Below are 22,185 nucleotides of genomic sequence, written 5' to 3'. Positions count from 1 at the left end.
GAATGGGGAATTTCACCGATGACGGATATCGTGGACGCCGGCGTTGCCGCCGGYACCGAAGGTAAACTTATACGCGCGCTTGACTGGAAGGGCGCGTTCTGGGTGGCAGCCGGCGTGCCACCGCTTGTTCTCTTCTCCATCGGCGGTATTGCAGGCGCGACCGGCAAGCTCGCCTTTGTGGTCTGGATCATCTCGATGATCATGGGCTTCCTGCAATCCTTCACCTATGCCGAAATCGCCGGCATGTTCGGCAACAAGTCGGGCGGCGCATCGGTCTATGGCGCCACGGCCTGGCTACGCTATTCGAAATTCATCGCGCCTCTGTCCGTCTGGTGCAACTGGTTTGCCTGGTCGCCGGTGCTTTCGCTCGGCTGCGCCATTGCGGCCGGATATATCCTCAATGCCTTCTTTCCGATCCCGGCAGCGGATTCGCAGGCGGTCATCGCCTGGATCAGCGCGCATGCCGCTTCGATTACGGCCGATAGCCCCCGCGTCGCCGAATATATTGCTGCCCATGCTGGCACTTCGCCTGATGATGCGGTCAAGGCGCTGCTGAGCGCGGACGGCGTCGCGGCGCTGACGCCGGCGGTCCGCAGCTGGTCGCTCGTCAGCTTCAGCATTCCCTTCCTTGCCACCGCCAATATCAACGCCACCTTCTTCATCGGCGGCATCCTGATGCTGATCATCTTCGCGATCCAGCATCGCGGCATCTCCGAGACGGCGAGCGTCCAGAAATGGCTGGCGATCATCGTGCTCGTGCCGCTGCTCATCATCGGTCTCTATCCGATCATCAGCGGCCAGATCGTTAGCGCCAACGTCACCGGGCTGGTTCCGCCGACGGCGGCCTATGCCGGCACCGACGGTACCTGGAGCAATGGCGGCTGGACGCTCTTCCTCGGCGGTCTCTATATCGCCGCCTGGTCGACCTACGGTTTCGAGACTGCCGTCTGCTATACACGCGAACTGAAGAACCCGAAGACGGATACCTTCAAGGCGATCTTCTATTCCGGCCTTGCCTGCTGCCTGTTCTTCTTCCTCGTACCTTTCGCCTTCCAGGGCGTGCTCGGTCATGCGGGCATGCTGGCGCCGGGCATCATTGACGGGACGGGTGTCGCCGAGGCACTCGGTGGACTGATCGGCGCCGGCCGTATCGTCACCCAGCTTCTCGTCGTGCTGATGATCATGGCGCTTTTCCTCGCCATCATGACGGCGATGGCGGGCTCCTCGCGCACGCTCTACCAGGGCTCGAAGGATGGCTGGCTGCCGAAATATCTCGACCATGTCAACGAACACGGCGCCCCGACCCGGGCGATGTGGACGGACTTTGCCTTCAACCTTTTCCTGCTGGCGATCGCGTCCGATGCTGGCGGCTATTTCTTCGTGCTCGCCGTCTCCAATGTCGGTTACATCATCTTCAACTTCCTGAACCTTAATTCCGGCTGGATCCATCGTATGGATTCCGGTCATGTCGAGCGTCCCTGGAAGGCCCCCACCTGGCTGATCGGCGTCAATACCGTGCTTGCCTTCGTCAACGCGCTCTTTCTCGGCGCCGGCGCCAAGGTCTGGGGCTATGCCAACGCGCTCTGGGTCGGCTTCATCTTCGCCGCGCTTATCCTGCCGGTTTTCGCCTATCGCCACTACGTCCGCGACGGCGGCAAATTCCCGCCCGGCGCCATGGACGACCTCGGGCTCGTGGGCCAGGACCTCGGTGTCAAAAAGGCCGGGATATTGCCATATCTCGCGCTTGCCGGCGGCCTCGCCATCGTATTGATCGCCAACTGGATCTTCCAATTGCCCGCTTAAGGATCGTCTGCCCGGGTATTCTGACAGGTTTGTCTGATGCTCGGGCTCGGGCAGAGAAACCATATGCATGCAGACCGGCGTCAGTTGGAAACGGCTGACGCCTCTGCACGCATCTATGCGGTGTCACGACCCGCCGGAACGTCCGAGGCTACCACGACTATGACTGCACTCACACAGAGCTTCTCCTGAAAGATCGACTTCTCGGGCAGAAGCCAGTCGGCGTTGACTGCAGTGCCTCGGACGCTCGAGCTCCATAGATAGGTGACCGTCAACGGCATCGATATCTCTTACCGCGAGGTTGGGACTGAAATCGCACCCGTGGTGCTGTTGCCGCCCGACTATCCATGCTCGTGTACGAACTCCGAACCTCATGCCGAGGTTTTGCGACGCCGATCAGCGATCGAGAGGCAATTTTCACCCTGTGACCTCTGAATAGCATTAATAACATCCTGTGCCGCATCGCCGGGGCGGTCGCCCATCTGCTCGCCCTTTCGGCTTGTCGCGGTCGTGGCTCTCAGGGCGCGTGATCCGCCCATCGGTGAGATGCGTTTTGAACTTCGCTTTTCCATTCCGTCTCCCAAACGCTTTTTCCTGCTGCTGCCCTGAAATGAGAAAGCGATTTCTTATAATCCATATTATCTACTGTTTTTATATACAATATGGATCCGGATGAGGCGTTTTCGCATGACCTATTTTCTCAGCCTTCTCGACAAGAGCCCGATCGAACAGGGAAAAAGCGCTAGCGAAGCCTTGCAGGCAAGCGTGCGGCTGGCGGTCCGGGCCGAGGAACTCGGCTATCACCGGTTCTGGGTCGCCGAGCATCACAATATGTCCAACCTGGCGAGTTCCGCGCCGGAAACACTGATTGCCTATCTCCTGGCGCGGACTTCGAAAATTCGCATCGGGTCGGGCGGGGTGATGCTCCAACATTACAGCGCCTACAAAGTGGCCGAGACCTTCAATCTTCTCGCCTCGCTTGCGCCCGGCCGCGTAGACCTCGGCGTCGGCAAGGCGCCAGGCGGCTTTCCGCTGTCGACACGGGCTCTTCAGGCGGCTTTCGATCCTGAAAGAAAGCCGGATTTCGCCGTCCAGCTTTCCGACATCAACACCTATCTTGCGGCTGATCCCAACTATGAAGGTGCGCAGGCGACACCCTTTCCGCCTCATGCGCCGGAGCGCTTCCTTCTCGGTGCAAGCGTCGAGAGCGCAGTGCTTGCCGCCGAGAAAGGCTGGGAGCTGGTCTTTGCCGGTCATCTCAACGGCGATCCGGAGAACCTGCGCAAGACTTTCGAAGCCTATGAACGCGCCTCTGCCGGCAAGAAGCCGATCCTGGCGCTGGCTGCCTTCGCAGCCGACAGTGAGGAACAGGCGCGCGAGCGCGTCGGCAATCTCCGCATCGTCAAGGTCTTCCTGCCGAACGGCCAGACCGTGAATGTCGGCAGCGAAGAACAGGCTGCCGAATTCGCAAGGCAGGCCGGTGTCACCGAGTATCGCATCGAGGAAAAAGTGCCGAGCGTGCTGCACGGTACCGCAGCCCAGATCCGCAAGGAACTGGACGAGCTGCATCGCCGCTACGGGGTCAAGGAATTCATTCTCGATACGCCGGCACTCGCCGCTTCAGAGCGGCTTTCCTCAATCGAGTTGCTCGCCAAGGAACGGCTTTCCCTCGCAGCCTGACCATCCCCAGGAGAATTGAACCCATGGCCAAGAAGAAAATCACTTTCGGTATCATGCTGCAGGGCCCGGGCGGCCATATGAACGCCTGGAAACATCCAAGCGGCCCGGCCGATGCCAGCACTAATTTCGACTTTTTCGTCAAGACGGCGCGCAAGGCCGAAGAAGCAGGCATCGCCTTCGCCTTCGTTGCCGACGGCCTCTATATCAACGAACAATCGATCCCGCACTTCCTCAACCGGTTCGAGCCGCTGACGATCCTTGCTGCGCTCGCGGCCTCGACCTCGAAGATCGGCCTGGTCGGCACGGTCTCCACATCCTACAGCGATCCCTTCACGATCGCCCGCCAGTTCGCCTCCATCGACCTCGTCAGCGGCGGCCGTGCCGGCTGGAATGCCGTGACCTCGCCACTCGAAGGCTCGGGCCGCAACTATGGGCGCGAACATCCCGAGCATGAACTGCGGTACGAGATCGCCGAGGAATATATCGATGCCATCAAGGGCCTCTGGGACTCCTGGGATGACGACGCCTTCGTGCGCGACAGAGAAAGCGGCGTCTATGCAGACAAGACCAAACTGCACCGGCTGAACCACAAGGGGCGCTTCTTCCGCATCGAAGGGCCGCTCAATATCGGCCGCTCGAAACAGGGGCAGCCGGTGGTCTTCCAGGCAGGCGCCTCCGATTCCGGCATCCGGCTCGCCGGCAAACATGCCGACGCCGTCTTCACCAATGGCGGGCCGATCGAGGAAGCGCAGGCTTTCTACAAGCAACTCAAGCAGAGCGCGATCGCCCAAGGGCGCCGGACCGCAGAGATCGGCGTCTATCCCGGCATCGGCCCGATCGTTGGCACAACGGCGGAGGAAGCGGAGGCCAAGTATCAGGCGATCCGCAATCTCGTCACCATCGAAGAGGCGCTGCTCTATCTCGGCCGCTTCTTCGACCATCACGATTTCAGCGCCTATCCGCTCGACGAACCTTTCCCTGACATCGGCGACATCGGCCGCAACAATTTCCGCGCCACGACGGATCGGATCAAGAAGACGGCGCGCGAAAAGGGGCCCACCCTCCGGGATGTCGCGCTCGACGCGGCAACGCCGCGCACGGCGTTCATCGGCACTGCGGATCATATCGCCAACGAGATCATCCGTTGGATCGACGGCGAGGCTGCCGATGGTTTCATCCTCGGTTTCCCCGTCATCGCCGAAGGCTTCGATGATTTCTCCCGCCATGTGCTGCCGATCCTCGAAAAGCGCGGCTACTTCGATCCCGTCCTGAAGGGCGAGACGCTCCGCGATCATCTGGGGCTGCCCTTCCGCGAGAGCCGCTATGCGGCAGATGCCAGTGAGGTCGAACAGGGAAAGGCTGCCAGCGCCTGAGGCGCGGCGGACAATTCCATGAACGTCGTTACAAAACCTTCGCGCAGCCACGATCCGGTCGAGACGGGAATTGCCGCCCATCTCGATGAATTCATCGCGCTGCGCCACGACCTTCACCAATACCCGGAGCTTGCTTTTCAGGAGCGCCGCACGAGCAAGCTCGTGGCATCACACCTTTCCTCCTGGGGCTATGAGGTGGCGACGGGCATTGCCGGCACCGGCATCGTCGCCACCCTGGCCCGCGGAAACGGCAAGCGCTCCATTGCCATCCGAGCCGATATGGATGCCCTGCCGATCGAGGAGGCGACAGGCCTTTCCTATGCAAGCAGCAATCCCGGCGTCATGCATGCCTGCGGCCACGATGGCCATACGACGATCCTTCTTGCCGCTGCGCGCTATCTGGCCGAGGCCGGCAATTTCAGTGGTACGTTGCGGCTGATCTTCCAGCCGGCCGAGGAGATCGGTGCCGGCGCCCGCAAAATGATCTCGGAAGGCCTGTTCGAGCGCTTTCCCGTCGATGCAGTCTTCGGCCTGCACAATTGGCCGGCCGTGCCAGCCGGTAGGTTCGGTTTTGTTATCGATGCCGCCATGGCCTCGGTCGACCAGGCGGTTATCCGTATCGTCGGCAAGGGTGGACATGGCGCCGAGCCGCATCGCGCCGTCGATCCGGTGCTGGCCTCGGCCTCCTTCATCACGGCGTTGCAAAGCATCGTCTCTCGCAATGTCGATCCGCAGGATATGGCCGTCGTCACCGTCGGCTCCATTCATGCCGGGTCAGCTTCGAATGTCATTCCGGAAAGCGTCGAGCTGAAGCTCACCATGCGTGCCTTTAGCCAGGCGGTGCGCGACAAGCTCCAGGCACGCGTGCCGGTGCTTGCCCACGCTCAAGCCGAGAGCTTCGGTGCGACAGCCGAGGTCGATTACCGGCTAGGCTTTCCGGCGCTCATCAACCATCGGGCCGAGACGGCCTTTGCCCGCGATGTCGCGCTGTCCTCCTTCGAGCCGGAAAGCATTGAGGCGGGGTTCCGCCCGCGCACGGCAAGCGAGGATTTCGCCTTCATGCTGCAGGAGAAGCCCGGCAGCTATCTCTTCGTCGGCAATGGCGACAGCGCGCCTCTTCACAGCGCCCATTACGATTTCAACGACGCGATCATTGCACCTGCCGCCCGATACTGGGTGCGGCTCGCTGAAACCTTCCTCACTGACGACAACGGGTGACGAACAATATGAGCGACACGTTTCTCTACACTTCCCCCCTCGACCCCCGCGCCAAGCCGCTGATTGACGAACTGATCCACGAATATGACAGCCGCTACGGAAACTATTTCAGCGAAGAGGGTGCCGCAGCCGAACTCAATCGCTATCCGCCCGAGGCCTTCGCGCCGCCCGTCGGCAATTTCGTGCTGCTCGTGCGCGATGGCGAGACGATCGGCGGCGGCGCTTTCAAATATTGTGATGAGCAGACGGCTGAGTTCAAACGCATCTGGACACGCTCTGACCTACGCCGGCAGGGCCTTGCCCGCAAGGTTCTCGTGGAACTGGAAGCGCAGGCCGCCCGCCAGGGCTATTCGCGGGTCTACCTGACGACCGGCTTTCGCCAGCCGGAGGCGGTCGGCCTCTATCTCAACTACGGCTATACGGCGCTCTTCGACCCCAAGGTCGACCCGGAAATCTACAAGACGCTGCCCTTCGAGAAGGACATCCGCCACCTCGCGCCGCAGCTGTCGGCCAATGCCGATCGCCCGCCACTACAGGCAGCAGCAGGTCGCTGAAGCCAGGCAAAGAACGCTCCATAAAAAGGGGATATACGATGGCACTGACGAGTGATTATGCCGGCATCGATACCGGCAGCAGGGCAGGGGACCGAACGCTTCAGGATTATTCCCGACTGAGGATCGTCCCGGCGCGGCATCCCGGCCGGGTTGCCGGCACCATATTCGCGGCTCTCGTCATTGCTGCCGTCCTCTATTCGACCCTCACCAATCCGCGCTGGGGCTGGGATGTTTTTGCCGAATGGTTCTTTGCGGCGCCCGTTCTCGCCGGCCTCGGGCGCACGCTGCTCCTGACGCTGTTGGCAACGATTTCCGGTTCGATCCTTGGCACGGCACTGGCGCTTGCCCGCGTTTCGCGATCGCCGCTGCTGTCGGGCCTATCCTGGGGTTACATCTGGCTGCTGCGATCGATCCCCGTGATCGTTCTGCTCCTGGTGCTGAACAATCTCGGCTATCTCTATGAGACSRTGACSCTCGGSGTGCCGTTCACYGGCACKGTCCTYTTCGAATATCCGACGACACARTTGCTGACGCCCTTTGCCGCGGCGTTCCTCGGCCTCACGCTCAATCAGTCGGCCTTCTTCGCCGAGATCGTCCGTGGCGGCATCCTGTCCGTCGATCAGGGGCAACTCGAAGCCGCTTCGGCGCTCGGTCTCTCGCGCCGTCGTCAGGCATTCCGTATCGTGCTGCCGCAGGCGATGCGCTCGATCCTGCCGACCGGGTTCAATGAGATCATCGGTCTCGCCAAGGCGACCTCCATGGTCTACGTGCTGGCCTTGCCCGAACTGTTCTACACGGTCCAGGTCATCTATCGCCGGAACCTCGAAGTCATTCCGCTGCTGATGGTAGCGACCGTCTGGTACCTCGTCATCATGACGGTGCTGTCGATCGCCCAGTATTATATCGAGCGCTATTTTGCCAAGGGCGCATTGCGCAACCCGAAGCCCTTGCCCTTCCAGTCTTTCCTCAAGCGTTTTGCCCGCCCTTTGCCTGCAGCGGTGATCTCGGGCGACTTTACCCGTACTTCTGGCTTCCGTGACGCAGCGGTTCTTCGCACCGGCGGGACGGTGCGCATCCACGGCATTTCCAAGAGCTTCGGCTCTCTGAAAGTGCTCGATGGTATCGACCTCAATCTGCCGGCCGGCAGCGTCACCGCCATTCTCGGTCCCTCGGGCTCCGGAAAGTCCACGCTGCTGCGCGCCATCAACCACCTGGAGCGTGTTGATGGCGGCTTCATCTCGGTCGACGGCGATCTCGTCGGATATGAGCAGAAAGGTGATGTGCTCTACGAGCTCAAGGAAAAGGAAATCCTCAAGCGGCGTGCCGATATCGGTATGGTCTTCCAGAGCTTCAATCTCTTCCCGCACTTGACAGTGCTTGAAAACCTGATCGAAGCGCCGATCCAGGTGCGCGGCGTGAGCCGTGAAGAGGCCGTGCAACTTGCGCAGGAGCTGCTTGCCCGCGTCGGCCTCAGCGACAAGATCAATGCCTATCCGCGCCAGCTTTCCGGCGGCCAGCAGCAGCGTGTTGCCATTGCCCGCGCCCTGGCGCTACGTCCGAAGGTGCTTTTGTTCGATGAGCCGACATCGGCGCTTGACCCGGAACTGGTCGGTGAAGTCCTTGATGTGATCAAGGAGCTGGCGCGCACGGGTACGACGCTTGTCATCGTCACCCACGAAATCGGCTTTGCCCGCGAAGTTGCCGATACCGTCGTCTTCATGGATGGCGGCCATATCCTCGAGGCCGGCTCGCCGGCCCGCATCTTCAACGGCGCGGAACATCCCCGCACACGTGAATTCCTCGCCAAGGTTCTCTGAAAAGAAGCAAGGCACCAGCAGATCCCGGCCGCGACGGGCGTCCGGAGGGCATGAAAAGAAAAACAACCCTAAGATGAAATGGAGAAGGGAAATGGCATTCAGAAATAGAGCCAACTACCTGCTTGCCGGTGTCGTCGCCTTGACGACACTCGGTCTTGGCACGGCCCAGGCCGCCGAGAAATTCAATCTCAGCCCGGATACGTCAAACCGCGTACGTGCTGAAAAGGACGAAGCCGCGATCAAGGCTATCGCGTCGAACTTCAAGTTCGTCGAACCGGGCAAATTCACCGTGGCCGTCAACGCCTGGGATCCGCCGATCGCAACCTATGCATCGGATGCTGCGACCGTGGTTGGCGCCGATCCGGATCTGGCGCAACTGCTTGCCGATTCCTTCGGCCTCGAGCTGAACCTCGTTTCGGTTGCCTGGGCGGATTGGCCACTCGGCGTCTCCTCCGGCAAGTATGACGCCGTCATTTCCAACGTCACGGTGACCGAGGAACGCAAGGAGAAATTCGATTTCTCCACTTATCGCAAGGATGTGCTCGGCTTTTACGTGAAGTCCGACAGCAAGATTACCGAGATCAAGGAACCGAAGGATGTCGCCGGTCTCAAGGTGATTACCGGTGCCGGCACCAATCAGGAAAAGATCATCCTGGAATGGGATCGCCAGAATGTTGCCGCCGGTCTGAAGCCGATTGAAGTTCAATATTATGACGACCGTGCCGCGGCTGATCTGGCGCTGCAGTCCGGCCGTGCCGATGTCGAGTTCAATCCGAATGCGACGCAGGCCTACGGTTCGTCCATCAAGGGGCACACCAAACTCGTCGGTATCGTCTCCGGCGGCTGGCCGCTGACGGCTGAAATCGCCGTCACCACGAAGAAGGGCGCCGGCCTTGCCGATGCGGTAACTGTCGCCCTCAACGACCTTATCAAGAACGGCAAATACGGCGAAGTGCTGAAGCACTGGAGCCTGAACGCCGAAGCGATCGACGAAGCCAAGACCAACCCGCCGGGGCTGCCGAAGAGCGGTTCGTAAAGGATGGTCTGACGGACCGGCGTTGGAGGTCGCGCCGGTCCGTCCTCGTTTTCATATGTAATTATGGAGAGTTCTCTCGTGACGATATTTTCCAGGCTGCGCATCGCATCGATTGCCGCCATTGCATCTCTGACAGGCTGCTATCCAGGCATGGCTGCGGCTGATGAATTCGACCTGAGCCCCGAGCAGCCCAACCGCGTGCACGCTCAGCGCAACGAGGCGGCGATCGCGTCCATTCCCAAGGATTTCAAGTTCGTCACATCAGGCAAATTTACAGTTGCCGTAAGCCCGGGCGGACCGCCGCTTGCCACATATGCGACGGATGCCAAGACGGTCGTCGGTGCCGATCCCGAGTACGCGAACGCCATTGCTGAAAGCCTCGGGCTGCAGCTTGAACTCGTCCCGGTTGCCTGGATCGATTGGCCACTTGGCCTGACGTCAGGCAAATATGATGCTGTTATTTCCAATGTCGGCGTGACCGAACAGCGCAAGGAGAAGTTCGATTTCTCCACCTACCGCAAAGGTCTGCACGGCTTCTTCGTCAAGGCGGACAGTGCGATCACCTCGATCAAAGAGCCGAAGGAAGCGGCGGGACTGCGCTTCATCGTCGGCGCCGGCACCAATCAGGAGCGCATCCTGCTGAAATGGAGCGATGAGGATGTCGCTGCCGGCCTCAAGCCGCTCGAATTGCAATATTATGACGACGAGGCAGCAAGCCTCCTGGCGCTACGCTCAGGCCGTGCCGATGTCATCGTCCAGCCGCATGCCCAACTCGTCTATATCGCTGCCCGCGACAAGAACCTCAAGCGGGTCGGAACACTGAGCGCCGGCTGGCCCGATCGCTCCGATGTTGCGATCACCACCCGCAAGGGAAGCGGCATTGCCGATACGCTGACGCTCGCCACCAATGGTCTGATCAAGGATGGAACCTATGCAAAAATCCTTGCACACTGGCAGCTTTCGGAGGAGGCACTGCCTGCCTCCGAGACGAACCCGCCCGGCCTGCCGAAATTCTGAGTGAGGACAAGATGAGCGGCAACGCGCTTTCGATCGGCCATATCGGCTTCCTGACACCTGGCAACTACCCGGATGACGATCCGCTCTCCGGCCTCGAAAAGACATTGCAGCTTCTTGGCTTCGGTGAAGAGCTGGGCTTCAACAGTGCCTGGGCCCGCCAGCGGCATCTGGAACCGGGTATCTCCTCGGCGACCGCCTTCCTGGCGGCCGCCACCCAGCGCACCAGCCGTATCGAACTCGGTACGGCTGTCATTCCAATCGGTTATGAAAGTCCCTATCGGCTCGCCGAAGATCTCTCGACTGTCGACGTTTTGTCGAAGGGAAGACTGAATGTGGGCCTGAGCGCCGGCCGTCCACTGCATGCGGATCTCATCGGTCCGCTTGCCTTCGATGGCGACTGGCAGAACCATGATTTCTCGCATGAGCGCGTGCTGCGCTTTGCCGACAATCTGAAGGGGACCTATCTCGGTGACGAGAACACCTTCATCAAGACGCCCTTCGGACCCCAGCGCCCGAGACTGCAGCCCTACGCTAAAGGCCTGATCGATCGCATCTGGTATGGCGGTGGCTCGCTGCGGTCGGCTTCATGGGCCGGCCGGAACGGCTTCAACCTGCTGATCGGTAATGTCACGGCCGGCGAGGAGACCGATGACTTTTTCGTCGCCCAGTCCCGTCAGCTCGAAGCCTATCGGGCTTCCGGCGGAGCGGAACAGCGCGTGGCGCTCGGTCGGGTCATCGTACCGGTTGACAGTGCGGATGCAGCCACTCGCCAGCGATACTCAGACTATGCCGCCGGACGATATGAGCGCACGCTGTCTCCGCAGGGTGAACGACGCACGCTGTTTGCCCGTGATCTCGTTGGTCCGTCAGAACAGATCCTCGAGCGCCTTCTTGCCGATCCCATTTTGCCGCATGTGAGCGAGCTCAGGCTGGAATTGCCCTATGAGTTCGAGCATGACGAATATCGTCAGATTCTGCATGACTTCGTCACGCACATTGCTCCCGAACTCGGCTGGAACACGAAGACTGGCCTCCGGGCGGCGTCGTGAGCGGCGCGGCAGGCGCCGGAATTGTAGGAAATCTCTCCGTGACGAAATCAGTTGAATACTTCTTTTCCATCAGTTCGCCCTGGTCCTATATCGGTCTGGATGCCTTTGCCGAGCTTGCTATAAAGAACGACATCACCATCAAGCCGTATCTGACGACAGTCGTCGAAGAGAATGGCGGGATTTTCTCGCGCAATCGCCCGGAAATTCGCCGCGCCTACTGGATCCGCGATCTCAAGCGCTGGGCAGGTGTGCGCGGTAAGGCCCTCATCCTCGAAAATCGCCCCGAGCTCAGTGATCCGACACCGGCCTCCTTCTTCGTCATTGCCGCCTATCTCGATGACCAGGATTGGATCGGCGTGACGCGCGCCCTGCAGCATGCCTTCTGGAGCGAGGCGAAAGATATCGGCAGGCCTGATATCCGCGAAGCGATCGTCAACGCTGCCGGTTTCGATGGCGCGGCCTTGCTGCGACGGCAGGCCGATGACGATGTCCAGCAAAAATGGGCAGCCGATCGCGTTCATGCACGCGAAAGAGGCGTCTTCGGCTTCCCGACTTTTGCCTATGATGATGAGCTCTACTGGGGGCAAGACAATCTCCCCTTCCTCGAGCGCCATCTTCATGGCGACAAGCCGTAAAGGGCTGACGCAGCGCGTTCTGCCAAAAGCCGGTGGCGGGCTGCAAAGCAACCTCCGGTACGTCGCAAATGCCGATGCCGGCGGCCTTGCTCTGCACTAGAGCTGCAACGGCGAAAGGGGCATACCGACAGCGACGACAACACCGGCGGCTTCTTCGTCAGAGCGACACCGCCCTGCCTGACGGAACCGAGGCTTGGCGTCCTTGGTGGTAACACTCGGTCGTCGATGCCGCGACGACTTGAAGGGCGACCAGAATCCGGTCCGCGACGGGCATTGGATCTCGGTCCGCCGTCGCTCGCACGTGGTGCGATATCTCCTGTTGCCCAGTGGTTGTCTTTCCAAATCAGCGCCTATCACGGCAATTGAAATGGCCGTCCGCCGCACTAGTTTAAATTGTCAAGCCGTTGGCTGCATGCGTCTGGTTGCGATGCGCATGCCGCCAGTTGCGTTGTGACTGAAGGACCGGACACGCCCACAACTTGGATGTGTCTGGCTCGCAAAGTGAGACACGCATACAGCGTATGCATTTGAAAGGTGATCGTCTCCGGAAACATCCCGGAAATAAAGGATCGCGACCAAGCGCCCAGCCGTCCGAATGACGCGCGCCTGAAAGAGCTTCATCACCGCTGGGCGAACCTCATCATCGTTCGATCAACCACCACACGGAGGTAGAAGATGCGTAAGCATGAACTGGTTATCGTGGTGACGCTTGCATCTCTTTTCGCGGTTCAGACTGCTCACGCGGACGGGCCTGCAGGTGCGGCCCGTGGCCTGAAGACGGCGCCCGTATTCAGCTATATTTCAGAAAAGCGCCGGACTACAGCACCTTTCGCGCATGTGATGTTTTGCGCTCGAGATCCCGATGAATGCACTGCTCGCGGCGATGTTTCCGAAGTCTCCTTGAGCCCTCTGGCGGACGAGCAGCTTCGCACTGTCAACACCTCGGTCAACCGCTCGATCCGCCCGCTCGACGACCGGCCCGATCAGGGCGATGTCTGGCAGGTGAACGTCACGGCGGGCGATTGCGAGGATTTTGCGTTGACGAAGCGCGATCACCTTATCGCCATGGGCTGGTCGACGAAGGCACTGCGGATCGCCGTGACCAAGACGCCCGCCGGCAAGGGCCACGCGGTTCTGGTCGTCAAGACCGATCGTGGTGATCTGGTGCTCGACAACCGCACGAATGTGATCAAGGGCTGGAAGGATACGGATCTGCGCTGGCTGATGATCCAGTCGGGCGATAACCCGCGGATATGGTACGAACTTTAGATGCACAGACATGATACGAGTTCGGCGCCTGTGCGGCACGCTCTCTAGTGCTGCTATCGGTGGCCAAATGCGCCGAAGCCACGCGGGCGGAAACACCATCAACTCTGCCGTCGCCCCTTGTTGCCCAGTGAGAAATCCGCCGCTTCGGTTGCGGTCCGCAATATTTGAACACGCCCTGATGGAAGCTTCTTCATCTAATCGGTCTTATTGAAAAGAATCCATTGACCTGCGACCCTGCTTACATCTTCTATCCGCCCCCAACGTCAGGAAGGCGGCCAGGGAGGGCACATGCAGGTCCTATCGAGCATTGAGGCGGTGCGCGCAGCGCTTGCAGCGGTGAGAACAAATGGCGGAGGCATCGGTTTCGTGCCGACGATGGGTTATCTTCACGCGGGGCACATCGAACTTGTTGCGCGAGCCCGTGCTGAAAACGAAATCGTCGTTGCTTCGATCTTCGTCAATCCGCTCCAGTTCGGGCCGACGGAGGACCTGACCCGATACCCGCGCGATCTGGAACGCGACAGAACGATGCTGGAAAAGGCTGGTGTCGATATTCTCTTTGCGCCCGGTGTCGAAGATATGTACCCGCACCCGATGAAAACTGTGGTTGATGTGCCGGAGCTTGGCTGCGAGCTCGAAGGCGCCGTTAGACCGGGGCATTTCGCGGGTGTCGCCACTGTTGTCAGCAAGCTCTTCAATATTGTCCAGCCAAGCAACGCCTATTTCGGGGAGAAGGATTACCAGCAGGTCGTCATCATCAAACGGATGGCAGACGATCTGGCTCTGCCAGTGCGTATCGTTTCGGCGCCGACGGTCCGGGACGCGGATGGTCTCGCTCTATCTTCTCGTAACGTCTATCTCAGCGAGGAGGAACGACGCGCAGCGGTCATCATCCCGCGCGCATTGGACGAGGCGGAGCGCCTCGTCGCTCAGGGCCTCACCGACCCGCAGGTCCTTGAAGCGAAGTTAGTCGGCTTCATCGGCCGTGAGCCCCTGGCAAAGCCGGAAGTCGTCGCTGTGAGGGACGCCTCGACCTTGAAGCATGTGGCGAAAATCGAAGACCCGGTGGTTGTCGCACTGTTCGTGCGGATTGGCACCACCAAGCTCCTCGATAATCGCGTGATTGCGAGAAAAGGTTCGTCTGGAACGGGAGAAGCACAATGAGCGCTGTCAGCTCCGCAAAACGCCTGACGCCAACGCGAATCCGGGCGATGAAGGGCGGAACGCCGATTGTGTGTTTGACGGCCTACACGACGCCGATGGCGCGGCTGCTGGACGAACACTGCGATCTCCTGCTCGTTGGGGATTCGCTCGGCATGGTTCTTTACGGCATGGAGAGCACCGTCGCAGTGACGCTCGACATGATGATCGCCCATGGCAAGGCGGTGATGCGTGGCGTCGCTAAATCCTGCGTGGTCGTCGACATGCCCTTCGGCAGCTACCAGGAGTCGAAGGAGCTGGCCTATCGCAATGCCGTGCGCATTCTGCAGGAAACAGGGTGCGACGCGGTCAAGCTCGAAGGTGGCGAGGAGATGGCCGAGACAATTTCCTTCCTCACCGCGCGCGGTATTCCAGTCCTCGGGCATATCGGGCTCATGCCTCAGCAGGTTCATACCGCAGGCGGCTACCGATCCGTCGGACATTCCGACGAGGAGGTTGCCAAGATCCGGCGTGATGCCGACGCGGTCGGCAACTCGGGAGCCTTTGCGGTCGTCATCGAGGGCACCGTCGAGACATTTGCCCGCGAGGTAACGACGGCAATTCCTGTTCCGACGATTGGGATCGGTGCCTCGGCTGCCTGTGACGGTCAGATCCTGGTTTCGGACGACATACTCGGACTGTTCAACGATTTCACGCCGCGCTTCGTTAAACGATACGACGAACTTGGAAAGAGGGTCGGGGCGGCGGCTGCCGCCTATGCAGAGGAGGTGCGCTCCCGCGCATTCCCCACGGAGAAACATACATTCAAGCGCCGGTCTTGATCGCGCGGCCTATTGCGTTGGAGAGCCCGGCGATAAGCCATATCGGCTACAACCCCTGGAGCAGTCGCCAGGGCGGGATTGGCGCGTGAGGTGCCGAATTGCAGGATCGAGAGCAAAAATCTTAAAAACTGCGTACCGATCCGCGTAAAACTGGGCTGTAATCGTTCCACTTCATACGATAAATGCTTTTTCAGCGACCGCCGCTGACAATTCACTTCCCAAGCCCCGATCGCTTCAAGAACAGCCCGCACGAAAACCGACGACGGACCGGCATGGTTCCGGCCGCGCAGGAGGAAGATCCATGGCATCCGTTGCCGAGAGCGCTCCCCGCTTTGAAAAGACCGCAATGTCCATCCTGGTGGCAGTCAGCTTCTGCCACATGCTCAACGACATCATGCAGTCGCTGCTTGCCTCGCTCTATCCGCTCTTCAAGGCCAATTATGACCTCGATTTCGTGCAGATCGGTCTCCTGACCATGACCTTCCAGGTCACGGCTTCGCTGCTCCAGCCGCTTGTCGGCATCGTCACCGACCGTTGGCCGATGCCCTATTCGCTGCCGGTCGGAATGGCGAGCACCTTCTGCGGCCTAATCCTGCTCGGCAATGCCGGCAGCTTCGAACTGCTGCTCGTTGCCGCGAGCCTGATCGGCTTTGGCTCGGCCGTCTTCCATCCGGAATCTTCGCGCGTCGCGCGTCTTGCTTCCGGCGGCCGCCACGGCTTTGCGCAGTCCTTCTTCCAGGTGGGTGGCAATGCCGGCCAGGCAATCGGCCCGCTGCTGGCCGCCTTTATTGTATTGCCGAACGGTCAGCACAGCGTGTCCTGGCTTTCCGGCATCGCCATGGTCGGCATGGTGGTCCTGAGCTGGGTCGGGAACTGGTACATGAGTCACCGCCGCCAGCACGCCAGCAAGGCGGCCCCGAGCCGTACGCTACCGCTGCCGCAGAGCAAGGTCGTCTGGGCGCTGCTCATCCTCGTGTTGCTGACGGCGACGAAGAATGTCTACATGGCAAGCGTCTCGAGCTACTTCACCTTCTACGTCATCGACCGTTTCCAGCTCGATGTGCAGCAGGCGCAGCTCATGCTCTTCCTGTTCTTGGGTTCCGTTGCTACCGGCACCTTCCTCGGCGGACCGATCGGCGATCGTTTTGGTGCCCGTTTCGTCATCTGGTTCTCGATCCTCGGCGTGATTCCTTTCGCGCTGCTGCTGCCCTATGCGAACCTTTTCTGGACGGGGGTGCTCAGCGTCGTTATCGGCCTGATCTTCGCCTCTGCCTTCTCGGCCATCGTCGTCTTTGCGCAGGAGCTCGTGCCGGGTCGCGTCGGCCTGATCGCCGGCGTTTTCTTCGGCTTCGCCTTCGGTGCGGGCGGTCTCGGTGCGGCCTTGCTCGGCGGTTTTGCCGACTCGCACGGCATTGCCTTCGTATATCGCATCTGCTCCTACCTGCCGCTGCTCGGCCTGTTCACCATCTTCCTGCCGCGCATCCCGAAGCATCGAGCGGTTTAAGTTTCGCACTCAGAAAGAGGCACCGAAAAGCGTTTCGGTGCCTCTTTTGCGTCAGGGCAAGCGCGCGGCGCGGCGTTGCGTTCGAACGAACATTTTTTTCCCGGCCTTCGGCGAAGACGGATCGTCATTTCTTTAATCTACTATTTTGATGGATAATATCCGTCATATGATGCAGCCATCGACGGCGCGATAGTGGAAGGAAATGATATGTCTGCACCCAAACTGGTCGGTCTTGCCGGCAGCTTCAATCGTCCCTCGAAGACCTTTGCGCTGGTCGAGAATATCGCCGGCCTCGCCGCCGAAAAATATGGCTTCGACAATACGATTTACGACCTGACGGACGTTGGCCCCTCGCTCGGCCAGGCGCTGCGCCGCGACGATCTCGACAATCGCGCCAGGGAAATCATCGCCGACATCGCCAATGCCGACGTCCTTGTCATCGGTGCGCCAACCTTCAAGGGCAGCTATCCGGGTCTCTTCAAACATCTGATCGATCTCATCGACCCGCATGAACTGCGTGCCAAGCCGATCGTCATCACTGCGACCGGCGGCGGCGACCGCCATGCGCTGATGGTCGAGCATCAGCTGCGCCCGCTCTTCGGTTTCTTCATGGCCCACACGCTGCCGACCGCTGTCTACGCCTCGGACCGCGATTTCACCGACTATCGCGTCTCTTCCGAACCGCTGTCCAAGCGCATCGGGGAGGTGATCGGCGAACTCGCAGCCTTCTTTCCGGGCAGAAGCTCAAGGCTGATCGCAGCGGAATAAACAATATCCAAAGACGGATTTCAGCGGCGCCTTCGGGCGCCGTTTGTTTTGAGCGTGCCTTGCGGCTGGCATTTAATCCATAAATTTTATGGAATTTTATCCTGCCGCTCTCGAAGACGCGGCAAGAGTTTTTCCGGCGATGACAGCACATCGGATGTTCGTGCTTCGCTCGCAGTGAGCGCATTTGCAATTATCTGCCTGCTCGGGGCTCGGCCTCATTAAGTCAGACGGGATAAAAAAATGACCAAGAACAAGAATTTCGGCGCCATTTCGCTTTCGCGCCGCGCGGCTCTTACTGTTGCCGCCTCTGCGGCCGCACTCATCGCCTTTGCTGCGCCGGCTCCTTCCTTTGCGGAAGACAAGTCGATCAAGGTCGGCATCATGAGCGGCGAGGACGAGGATGTCTGGCGCGTCGTCACCAGCGAAGCCGCCAAGAAGGGCCTCAAGATCGAAACGATCACCTTCAACGATTATACCCAGCCGAACGAGGCTCTGGAGCGCGGCGAAATCGACGCGAACGCCTTCCAGCACCAGCCCTATCTGGATAATCAGGTCAAGCAGCACGGCTACCACATCGTATCCGTCGGCTACACGGGCGTCTGGCCGATCGGCCTCTATAGCAAGAAGCACAAGTCCGTTGCCGAGCTGCCCAAGGGTGCCGTGATCGGCGTTCCGAACGATCCGTCCAACGAAGGCCGTGCGCTGCGCGTTCTGCAGAACGAAGGCCTGATCAAGCTGAAGGACGGCACGGGCATTCTGGCAACGATTGTCGACGTCTCAGAAAACCCGAAGAACATCGAAATCCGCGAACTCGACGCCGGTATCGTCGGCCGTTCCATTGATGACCTCGACGCTGGCATCGTCAATACCGACTGGGCGCTGAAGAGCGGTCTGTCCCCGAAGGAGCGCATCGCGCAGGAGCCGATCGCCGACAATCCCTATCGCAACTTCATCGCCGTCAAGGAAGAGAACAAGGATGCCGATTGGGTAAAGACGCTCGTCTCCTCCTATCAGAACGAGACGGTGAAGGCCGAATTCGATAAGGTCTACAAGGGTACGGGCCTCAGCGCCTATTGATTTCGTCGCCCTAGAAGGGCGTCAGCAACCGAGGCGGCCCTGGCCTTTTGCCGGGGCCGCCTTCAGCGTTTGTGAAGGAACGAGAATGAATTCAATTGTCTCCGCTTCAGGCATCGAGACGCGGCCGGCCGATGCCGAAGAGGTTGTGCGTCTGAAGGATGTCAAGCGCAAGTTCGGCGCGACGGCAGCACTCGACGGCGTTTCGCTCAGCGTGAAGAAGGGCGAAATCCTCGGCATCATTGGCCGCAGCGGTGCCGGCAAATCGACGCTGATCCGCTGCCTCAATGGCCTCGAACGGGCCGATAGTGGCGAGATCGTCATCGAGGGCCGGAATATTGCCGGCCTTGCCGAGCAGGAGCTGCAGCCGCTGCGCCGCCGTATCGGCATGATCTTCCAGCATTTCAATCTCTTGTCGGCCAAGACGGTCGAGGAGAATGTCGCTCTGCCGCTGAAGATCGAGGGTATCGCCAAGGCCGAACGGCTGAAGCGGGCACACGAATTGCTGGATCTCGTCGGCCTTTCCGATAAGGCGAAAGCCTATCCATCCTCGCTTTCGGGTGGCCAGAAACAGCGCGTCGGCATTGCCCGCGCACTCGCCGCTCGCCCGGCCCTCCTGCTGTCCGACGAGGCGACTTCGGCGCTCGATCCGGAAACGACGCGTTCGATCCTCGCCCTGTTGAAGGATATAAACCGTAAGCTTGGTCTTACCATTTTGCTGATCACCCATGAGATGGAGGTGGTGCGCGGCATTGCCGATCGCGTCGCCGTCATCGATGCGGGGCGCATTGTCGAAGAAGGCCAAGTCTGGTCGATCTTCGGCGATCCGCAGGCGGTGATCACAAAAAGCCTGCTCGGCGGCATCCGCCCGCAGCTTCCAGAACACATTGCTGCACGCCTGTCGCAGACCGGCGGCACGGAAGCTATCCTCAGTGTCGATCTTGCTGGACCGGAAGCGCAAGGCGCGCTTTTTGCCGATCTCTCGGCAGCGCTGCCGCATTCCTTCCGCCTCGTGCACGGCGGTATCGATCACATCCAGAACCAGCCCGTGGCGCGGTTCTTCATTGCCGTTCCCGCGCGCGACCCCGCGCTTGCCCGAACGGTCGAACAATTTCTGAAGGCCCGGTCCGCCCGGGTGGAGGTGCTTGGTTATGTCACCGATCATGATTAATCTGCTGCTGCGCTCCCTCTGGGAGACGGTGCTGATGACGGCAGCATCCGGCTTGATTTCGCTGGTAGCAGGCTTGCCGCTCGGTCTGGCGCTGGTGCTGACGAACCGCGGCGGCATTGCCGAAAATCTCTGGATCAACCGCATTCTCGGCGCCGTCATCAACGGCTTCCGTTCCGTGCCTTTCATCATCCTGTTGGTGGCACTGATCCCGCTGACGCGCCTTATCGTCGGCACGGCGATTGGCACCTGGGCGGCCATCGTTCCGCTCGCAATCGCGGCCACTCCCTACTATGCCCGCATCGCGGAAGTCTCACTGCGTGAGGTCGATCGCGGCCTGATCGACGCGGTGCGCGCCATGGGCGGCAATCGCTGGACGATCATTCGCGAGGTTCTCGTGCCCGAAGCCCTGCCGGGCATCGTCGCCGGCTTTACCGTCACGCTGGTGACGCTGATCGGCGCTTCGGCGATGGCCGGCGCCATCGGTGCCGGCGGTCTCGGCGATCTCGCCATCCGCTATGGCTACCAGCGTTTCGAGACCAATGTAATGATCGCGGTCGTCGTCGTGCTGATTGTTCTCGTGTGCGGCATCCAATGGCTGGGCGACCGGCTGGTCGCCCGCATGGATCATCGCTAGAAACTATCGCCTGAACTGTGCGGCGGGGTGGCTGGCCGGCAACCGGCCGTTCCCGCCGAACAGCTTCTGGCGCATCGGTCCTTCCGCATAATCGGCCTTGAACAGCCCGCGCTCCTGCAGCACAGGCACGACGAGATCGACGAAATCGTTAAGGCTTTCCGGCGCCACAGTGCGCGCCAGATTGAAGCCGTCGATGCCACCTTCCTCGATCCAGCGCTGCAGGGTATCGGCAATTTGTTCCGGCGATCCGACGATCGGCTTCATGCGGCTGCCGAGCACCATCTGGTCGACGATCTGCCGCTTCGTCACCGGCTTTGATGCCTGCTTGGTGATCGCTGCAAGGGCGGATTGATTGGCATTGGTCGAGTTCTGGTCGATCACGTCATCAAGGCCGTATTTGGAGAAATCGACGCCGACAGAGGCAGAGTAATGCGCCATTGACGCCTCGACGCTCGCATGGCGGCGATAGTCCTCGAGTTTCTCGTGCGCTTCGGCTTCGGTCTTGCCGACGACGACGGTGATCAGACTCAGGATCTTGATCGCATCCGCGCCGCGGCCATTCGCCAGTGTCTTGGCGCGAAGCGCGTCAATGGTCGGGCGTGCCGATTGCGGCGTCGGACCGGCAATGAAGACGCATTCGGCATGGCGGGCGGCGAAATCCTGTCCGCGCGCGGATGCGCCGGCCTGGAAGAGCAGGGGCGTACGCTGCGGCGAAGGTTCCGCGAGATGGATGCCCTCCATCTTGTAATATTGACCCTGATGGCTGACAGCGCGCACTTTTGAGGCATCGGCGAAGATGCCGCGTTGGCGGTCGCGCAGCACGGCATCATCATCCCAGCTGCCTTCCCAGAGCTTGTAGAGGATTTCGAGATATTCCTCGGCCGCGTCGTAGCGCGCGTCGTGTTCCGGCAGCTTGTCGAAACCCATGCTGCGGGCGGCACTGTCGAGATAGCCCGTCACGATGTTCCAGCCGATGCGCCCTTTGGTCAGATGATCGAGCGTAGACATGCGCCGCGCCAGCAGGAAAGGCGGCTCATAGGTGGTGTTGACCGTGACGCCGAAGCCTAGATGCTGCGTGACGTAAGCCATGGCCGAAATCGGCATCAGCGGATCGTTGACCGGGATTTGTGCGCCCGTCTCAATAACAGGGGCCGGGCTACCCTTATAGACATCGTAGACACCGACAATATCCGCCAGAAAAATGCCGTCCAGCTTGCCGCGTTCGGCCGTGCGCGCAAAATCCGCCCAGTAATCGAGATCGGTATAGTTGACCGAACGATCCCGGGGATGCGCCCACATGCCGTGATTTATGTGTCCGACGCAGTTCATGTCGAAGGCGTAGATCTGCATTTTCTTCATCAATACTGTCCTGAGATGTCAGTCGGTCATTTGGTGGAATTATCGGGCAGATCGGGAAACCACCGGTTCTCACTCACTATTTAGAAGCAAATTATCTCGCATGCCCGATTCCGGGAATTTTCTATCTCTATAAAATCTATGAATTTTACAATGATCTAACCACATTCCGGGGTGGAATGATTTTGAACATTGCGGGAGAGGGATATGAAAATCAACCGACGCAACCTTCTGGGTACGGCCGCTGC

At 60.2% G+C, this 22,185-nt stretch carries 19 protein-coding genes; 18 read left to right on the top strand and 1 reads right to left on the bottom strand.

Annotated features, from left to right (window positions below):
- The first annotated feature begins 18 nt into the window (after positions 1-18).
- From AC1DM5_RS34880 to AC1DM5_RS34795, 18 genes are all read left to right on the top strand, one after another.
- A complete protein-coding gene (locus AC1DM5_RS34880) occupies positions 19-1,803 on the top strand; it encodes an APC family permease (protein ID WP_477976806.1) in 1,785 nt (594 codons plus the stop codon).
- Between the two features lie 684 nt (positions 1,804-2,487).
- A complete protein-coding gene (locus AC1DM5_RS34875) occupies positions 2,488-3,480 on the top strand; it encodes an LLM class flavin-dependent oxidoreductase (protein ID WP_477819573.1) in 993 nt (330 codons plus the stop codon).
- Positions 3,481-3,503: 23 nt separating this feature from the next.
- Positions 3,504-4,853, top strand: a complete 1,350-nt coding sequence (locus AC1DM5_RS34870; RefSeq protein WP_477976804.1) for an LLM class flavin-dependent oxidoreductase — start codon at positions 3,504-3,506, stop codon at positions 4,851-4,853.
- Positions 4,854-4,871: 18 nt separating this feature from the next.
- The gene (locus AC1DM5_RS34865) at positions 4,872-6,071 is read left to right on the top strand and encodes a M20 aminoacylase family protein (protein WP_477976802.1); all 1,200 of its coding nucleotides are present in this window, start codon (positions 4,872-4,874) and stop codon (positions 6,069-6,071) included.
- Positions 6,068-6,625 carry a GNAT family N-acetyltransferase gene (locus AC1DM5_RS34860; protein ID WP_477819576.1) on the top strand — a complete coding sequence of 186 codons (558 nt, stop codon included), beginning with the start codon at positions 6,068-6,070 and terminating at the stop codon, positions 6,623-6,625. Before AC1DM5_RS34865 ends, AC1DM5_RS34860 begins: the two co-directional genes overlap by 4 nt.
- Positions 6,626-6,663: 38 nt before the next feature.
- A complete protein-coding gene (locus tag AC1DM5_RS34855) occupies positions 6,664-8,442 on the top strand; it encodes an amino acid ABC transporter permease/ATP-binding protein (RefSeq protein ID WP_477976800.1) in 1,779 nt (592 codons plus the stop codon).
- 91 nt (positions 8,443-8,533) lie between these two features.
- Positions 8,534-9,478, top strand: a complete 945-nt coding sequence (locus AC1DM5_RS34850) for an ABC transporter substrate-binding protein (RefSeq protein WP_477819578.1) — start codon at positions 8,534-8,536, stop codon at positions 9,476-9,478.
- A 78-nt stretch (positions 9,479-9,556) separates the two neighbouring features.
- A complete protein-coding gene (locus AC1DM5_RS34845) occupies positions 9,557-10,495 on the top strand; it encodes an ABC transporter substrate-binding protein (protein WP_477976798.1) in 939 nt (312 codons plus the stop codon).
- Between the two features lie 11 nt (positions 10,496-10,506).
- On the top strand, positions 10,507-11,544 hold the full coding sequence (locus AC1DM5_RS34840; protein WP_477819580.1) for an LLM class flavin-dependent oxidoreductase: 1,038 nt from the start codon (positions 10,507-10,509) through the stop codon (positions 11,542-11,544).
- Positions 11,545-11,582: 38 nt separating this feature from the next.
- On the top strand, positions 11,583-12,179 hold the full coding sequence (locus tag AC1DM5_RS34835; RefSeq protein ID WP_477819581.1) for a DsbA family protein: 597 nt from the start codon (positions 11,583-11,585) through the stop codon (positions 12,177-12,179).
- A 675-nt stretch (positions 12,180-12,854) separates the two neighbouring features.
- The gene (locus AC1DM5_RS34830) at positions 12,855-13,448 is read left to right on the top strand and encodes a transglutaminase-like cysteine peptidase (RefSeq protein WP_477819582.1); all 594 of its coding nucleotides are present in this window, start codon (positions 12,855-12,857) and stop codon (positions 13,446-13,448) included.
- 288 nt (positions 13,449-13,736) lie between these two features.
- Positions 13,737-14,612: a pantoate--beta-alanine ligase gene (panC, locus tag AC1DM5_RS34825; protein WP_477819583.1), complete on the top strand. Its 876-nt coding sequence runs from the start codon at positions 13,737-13,739 to the stop codon at positions 14,610-14,612.
- Complete coding sequence (panB, locus tag AC1DM5_RS34820; RefSeq protein ID WP_477819584.1) at positions 14,609-15,430, top strand: 3-methyl-2-oxobutanoate hydroxymethyltransferase; 822 nt, start codon at positions 14,609-14,611, stop codon at positions 15,428-15,430. Before panC ends, panB begins: the two co-directional genes overlap by 4 nt.
- A 301-nt stretch (positions 15,431-15,731) precedes the next feature.
- Positions 15,732-16,934, top strand: coding sequence for an MFS transporter (locus AC1DM5_RS34815; RefSeq protein ID WP_477819585.1), 1,203 nt, complete (start codon positions 15,732-15,734; stop codon positions 16,932-16,934).
- A gap of 207 nt (positions 16,935-17,141) precedes the next feature.
- A complete protein-coding gene (msuE, locus tag AC1DM5_RS34810) occupies positions 17,142-17,702 on the top strand; it encodes an FMN reductase (RefSeq protein ID WP_477819586.1) in 561 nt (186 codons plus the stop codon).
- Positions 17,703-17,942: 240 nt separating this feature from the next.
- Positions 17,943-18,779, top strand: coding sequence for a MetQ/NlpA family lipoprotein (locus AC1DM5_RS34805; protein ID WP_477819587.1), 837 nt, complete (start codon positions 17,943-17,945; stop codon positions 18,777-18,779).
- Between the two features lie 85 nt (positions 18,780-18,864).
- Positions 18,865-19,947: a methionine ABC transporter ATP-binding protein gene (locus AC1DM5_RS34800; protein ID WP_477976796.1), complete on the top strand. Its 1,083-nt coding sequence runs from the start codon at positions 18,865-18,867 to the stop codon at positions 19,945-19,947.
- Positions 19,928-20,581 (top strand): methionine ABC transporter permease, encoded by a 654-nt coding sequence (locus AC1DM5_RS34795; RefSeq protein WP_037098446.1) that lies wholly within the window; start codon positions 19,928-19,930, stop codon positions 20,579-20,581. Before AC1DM5_RS34800 ends, AC1DM5_RS34795 begins: the two co-directional genes overlap by 20 nt.
- A gap of 3 nt (positions 20,582-20,584) precedes the next feature.
- Here the strand turns inward: AC1DM5_RS34795 and AC1DM5_RS34790 are convergent, their stop codons facing one another.
- Positions 20,585-21,940: an LLM class flavin-dependent oxidoreductase gene (locus AC1DM5_RS34790; protein WP_477976794.1), complete on the bottom strand. Its 1,356-nt coding sequence runs from the start codon at positions 21,938-21,940 to the stop codon at positions 20,585-20,587.
- Between the last annotated feature and the right edge of the window lie 245 nt (positions 21,941-22,185).

This window comes from Rhizobium sp. 01T437 (genome assembly GCF_056398505.1).
This window is presented reverse-complemented; position numbering and strand designations above follow the sequence as displayed.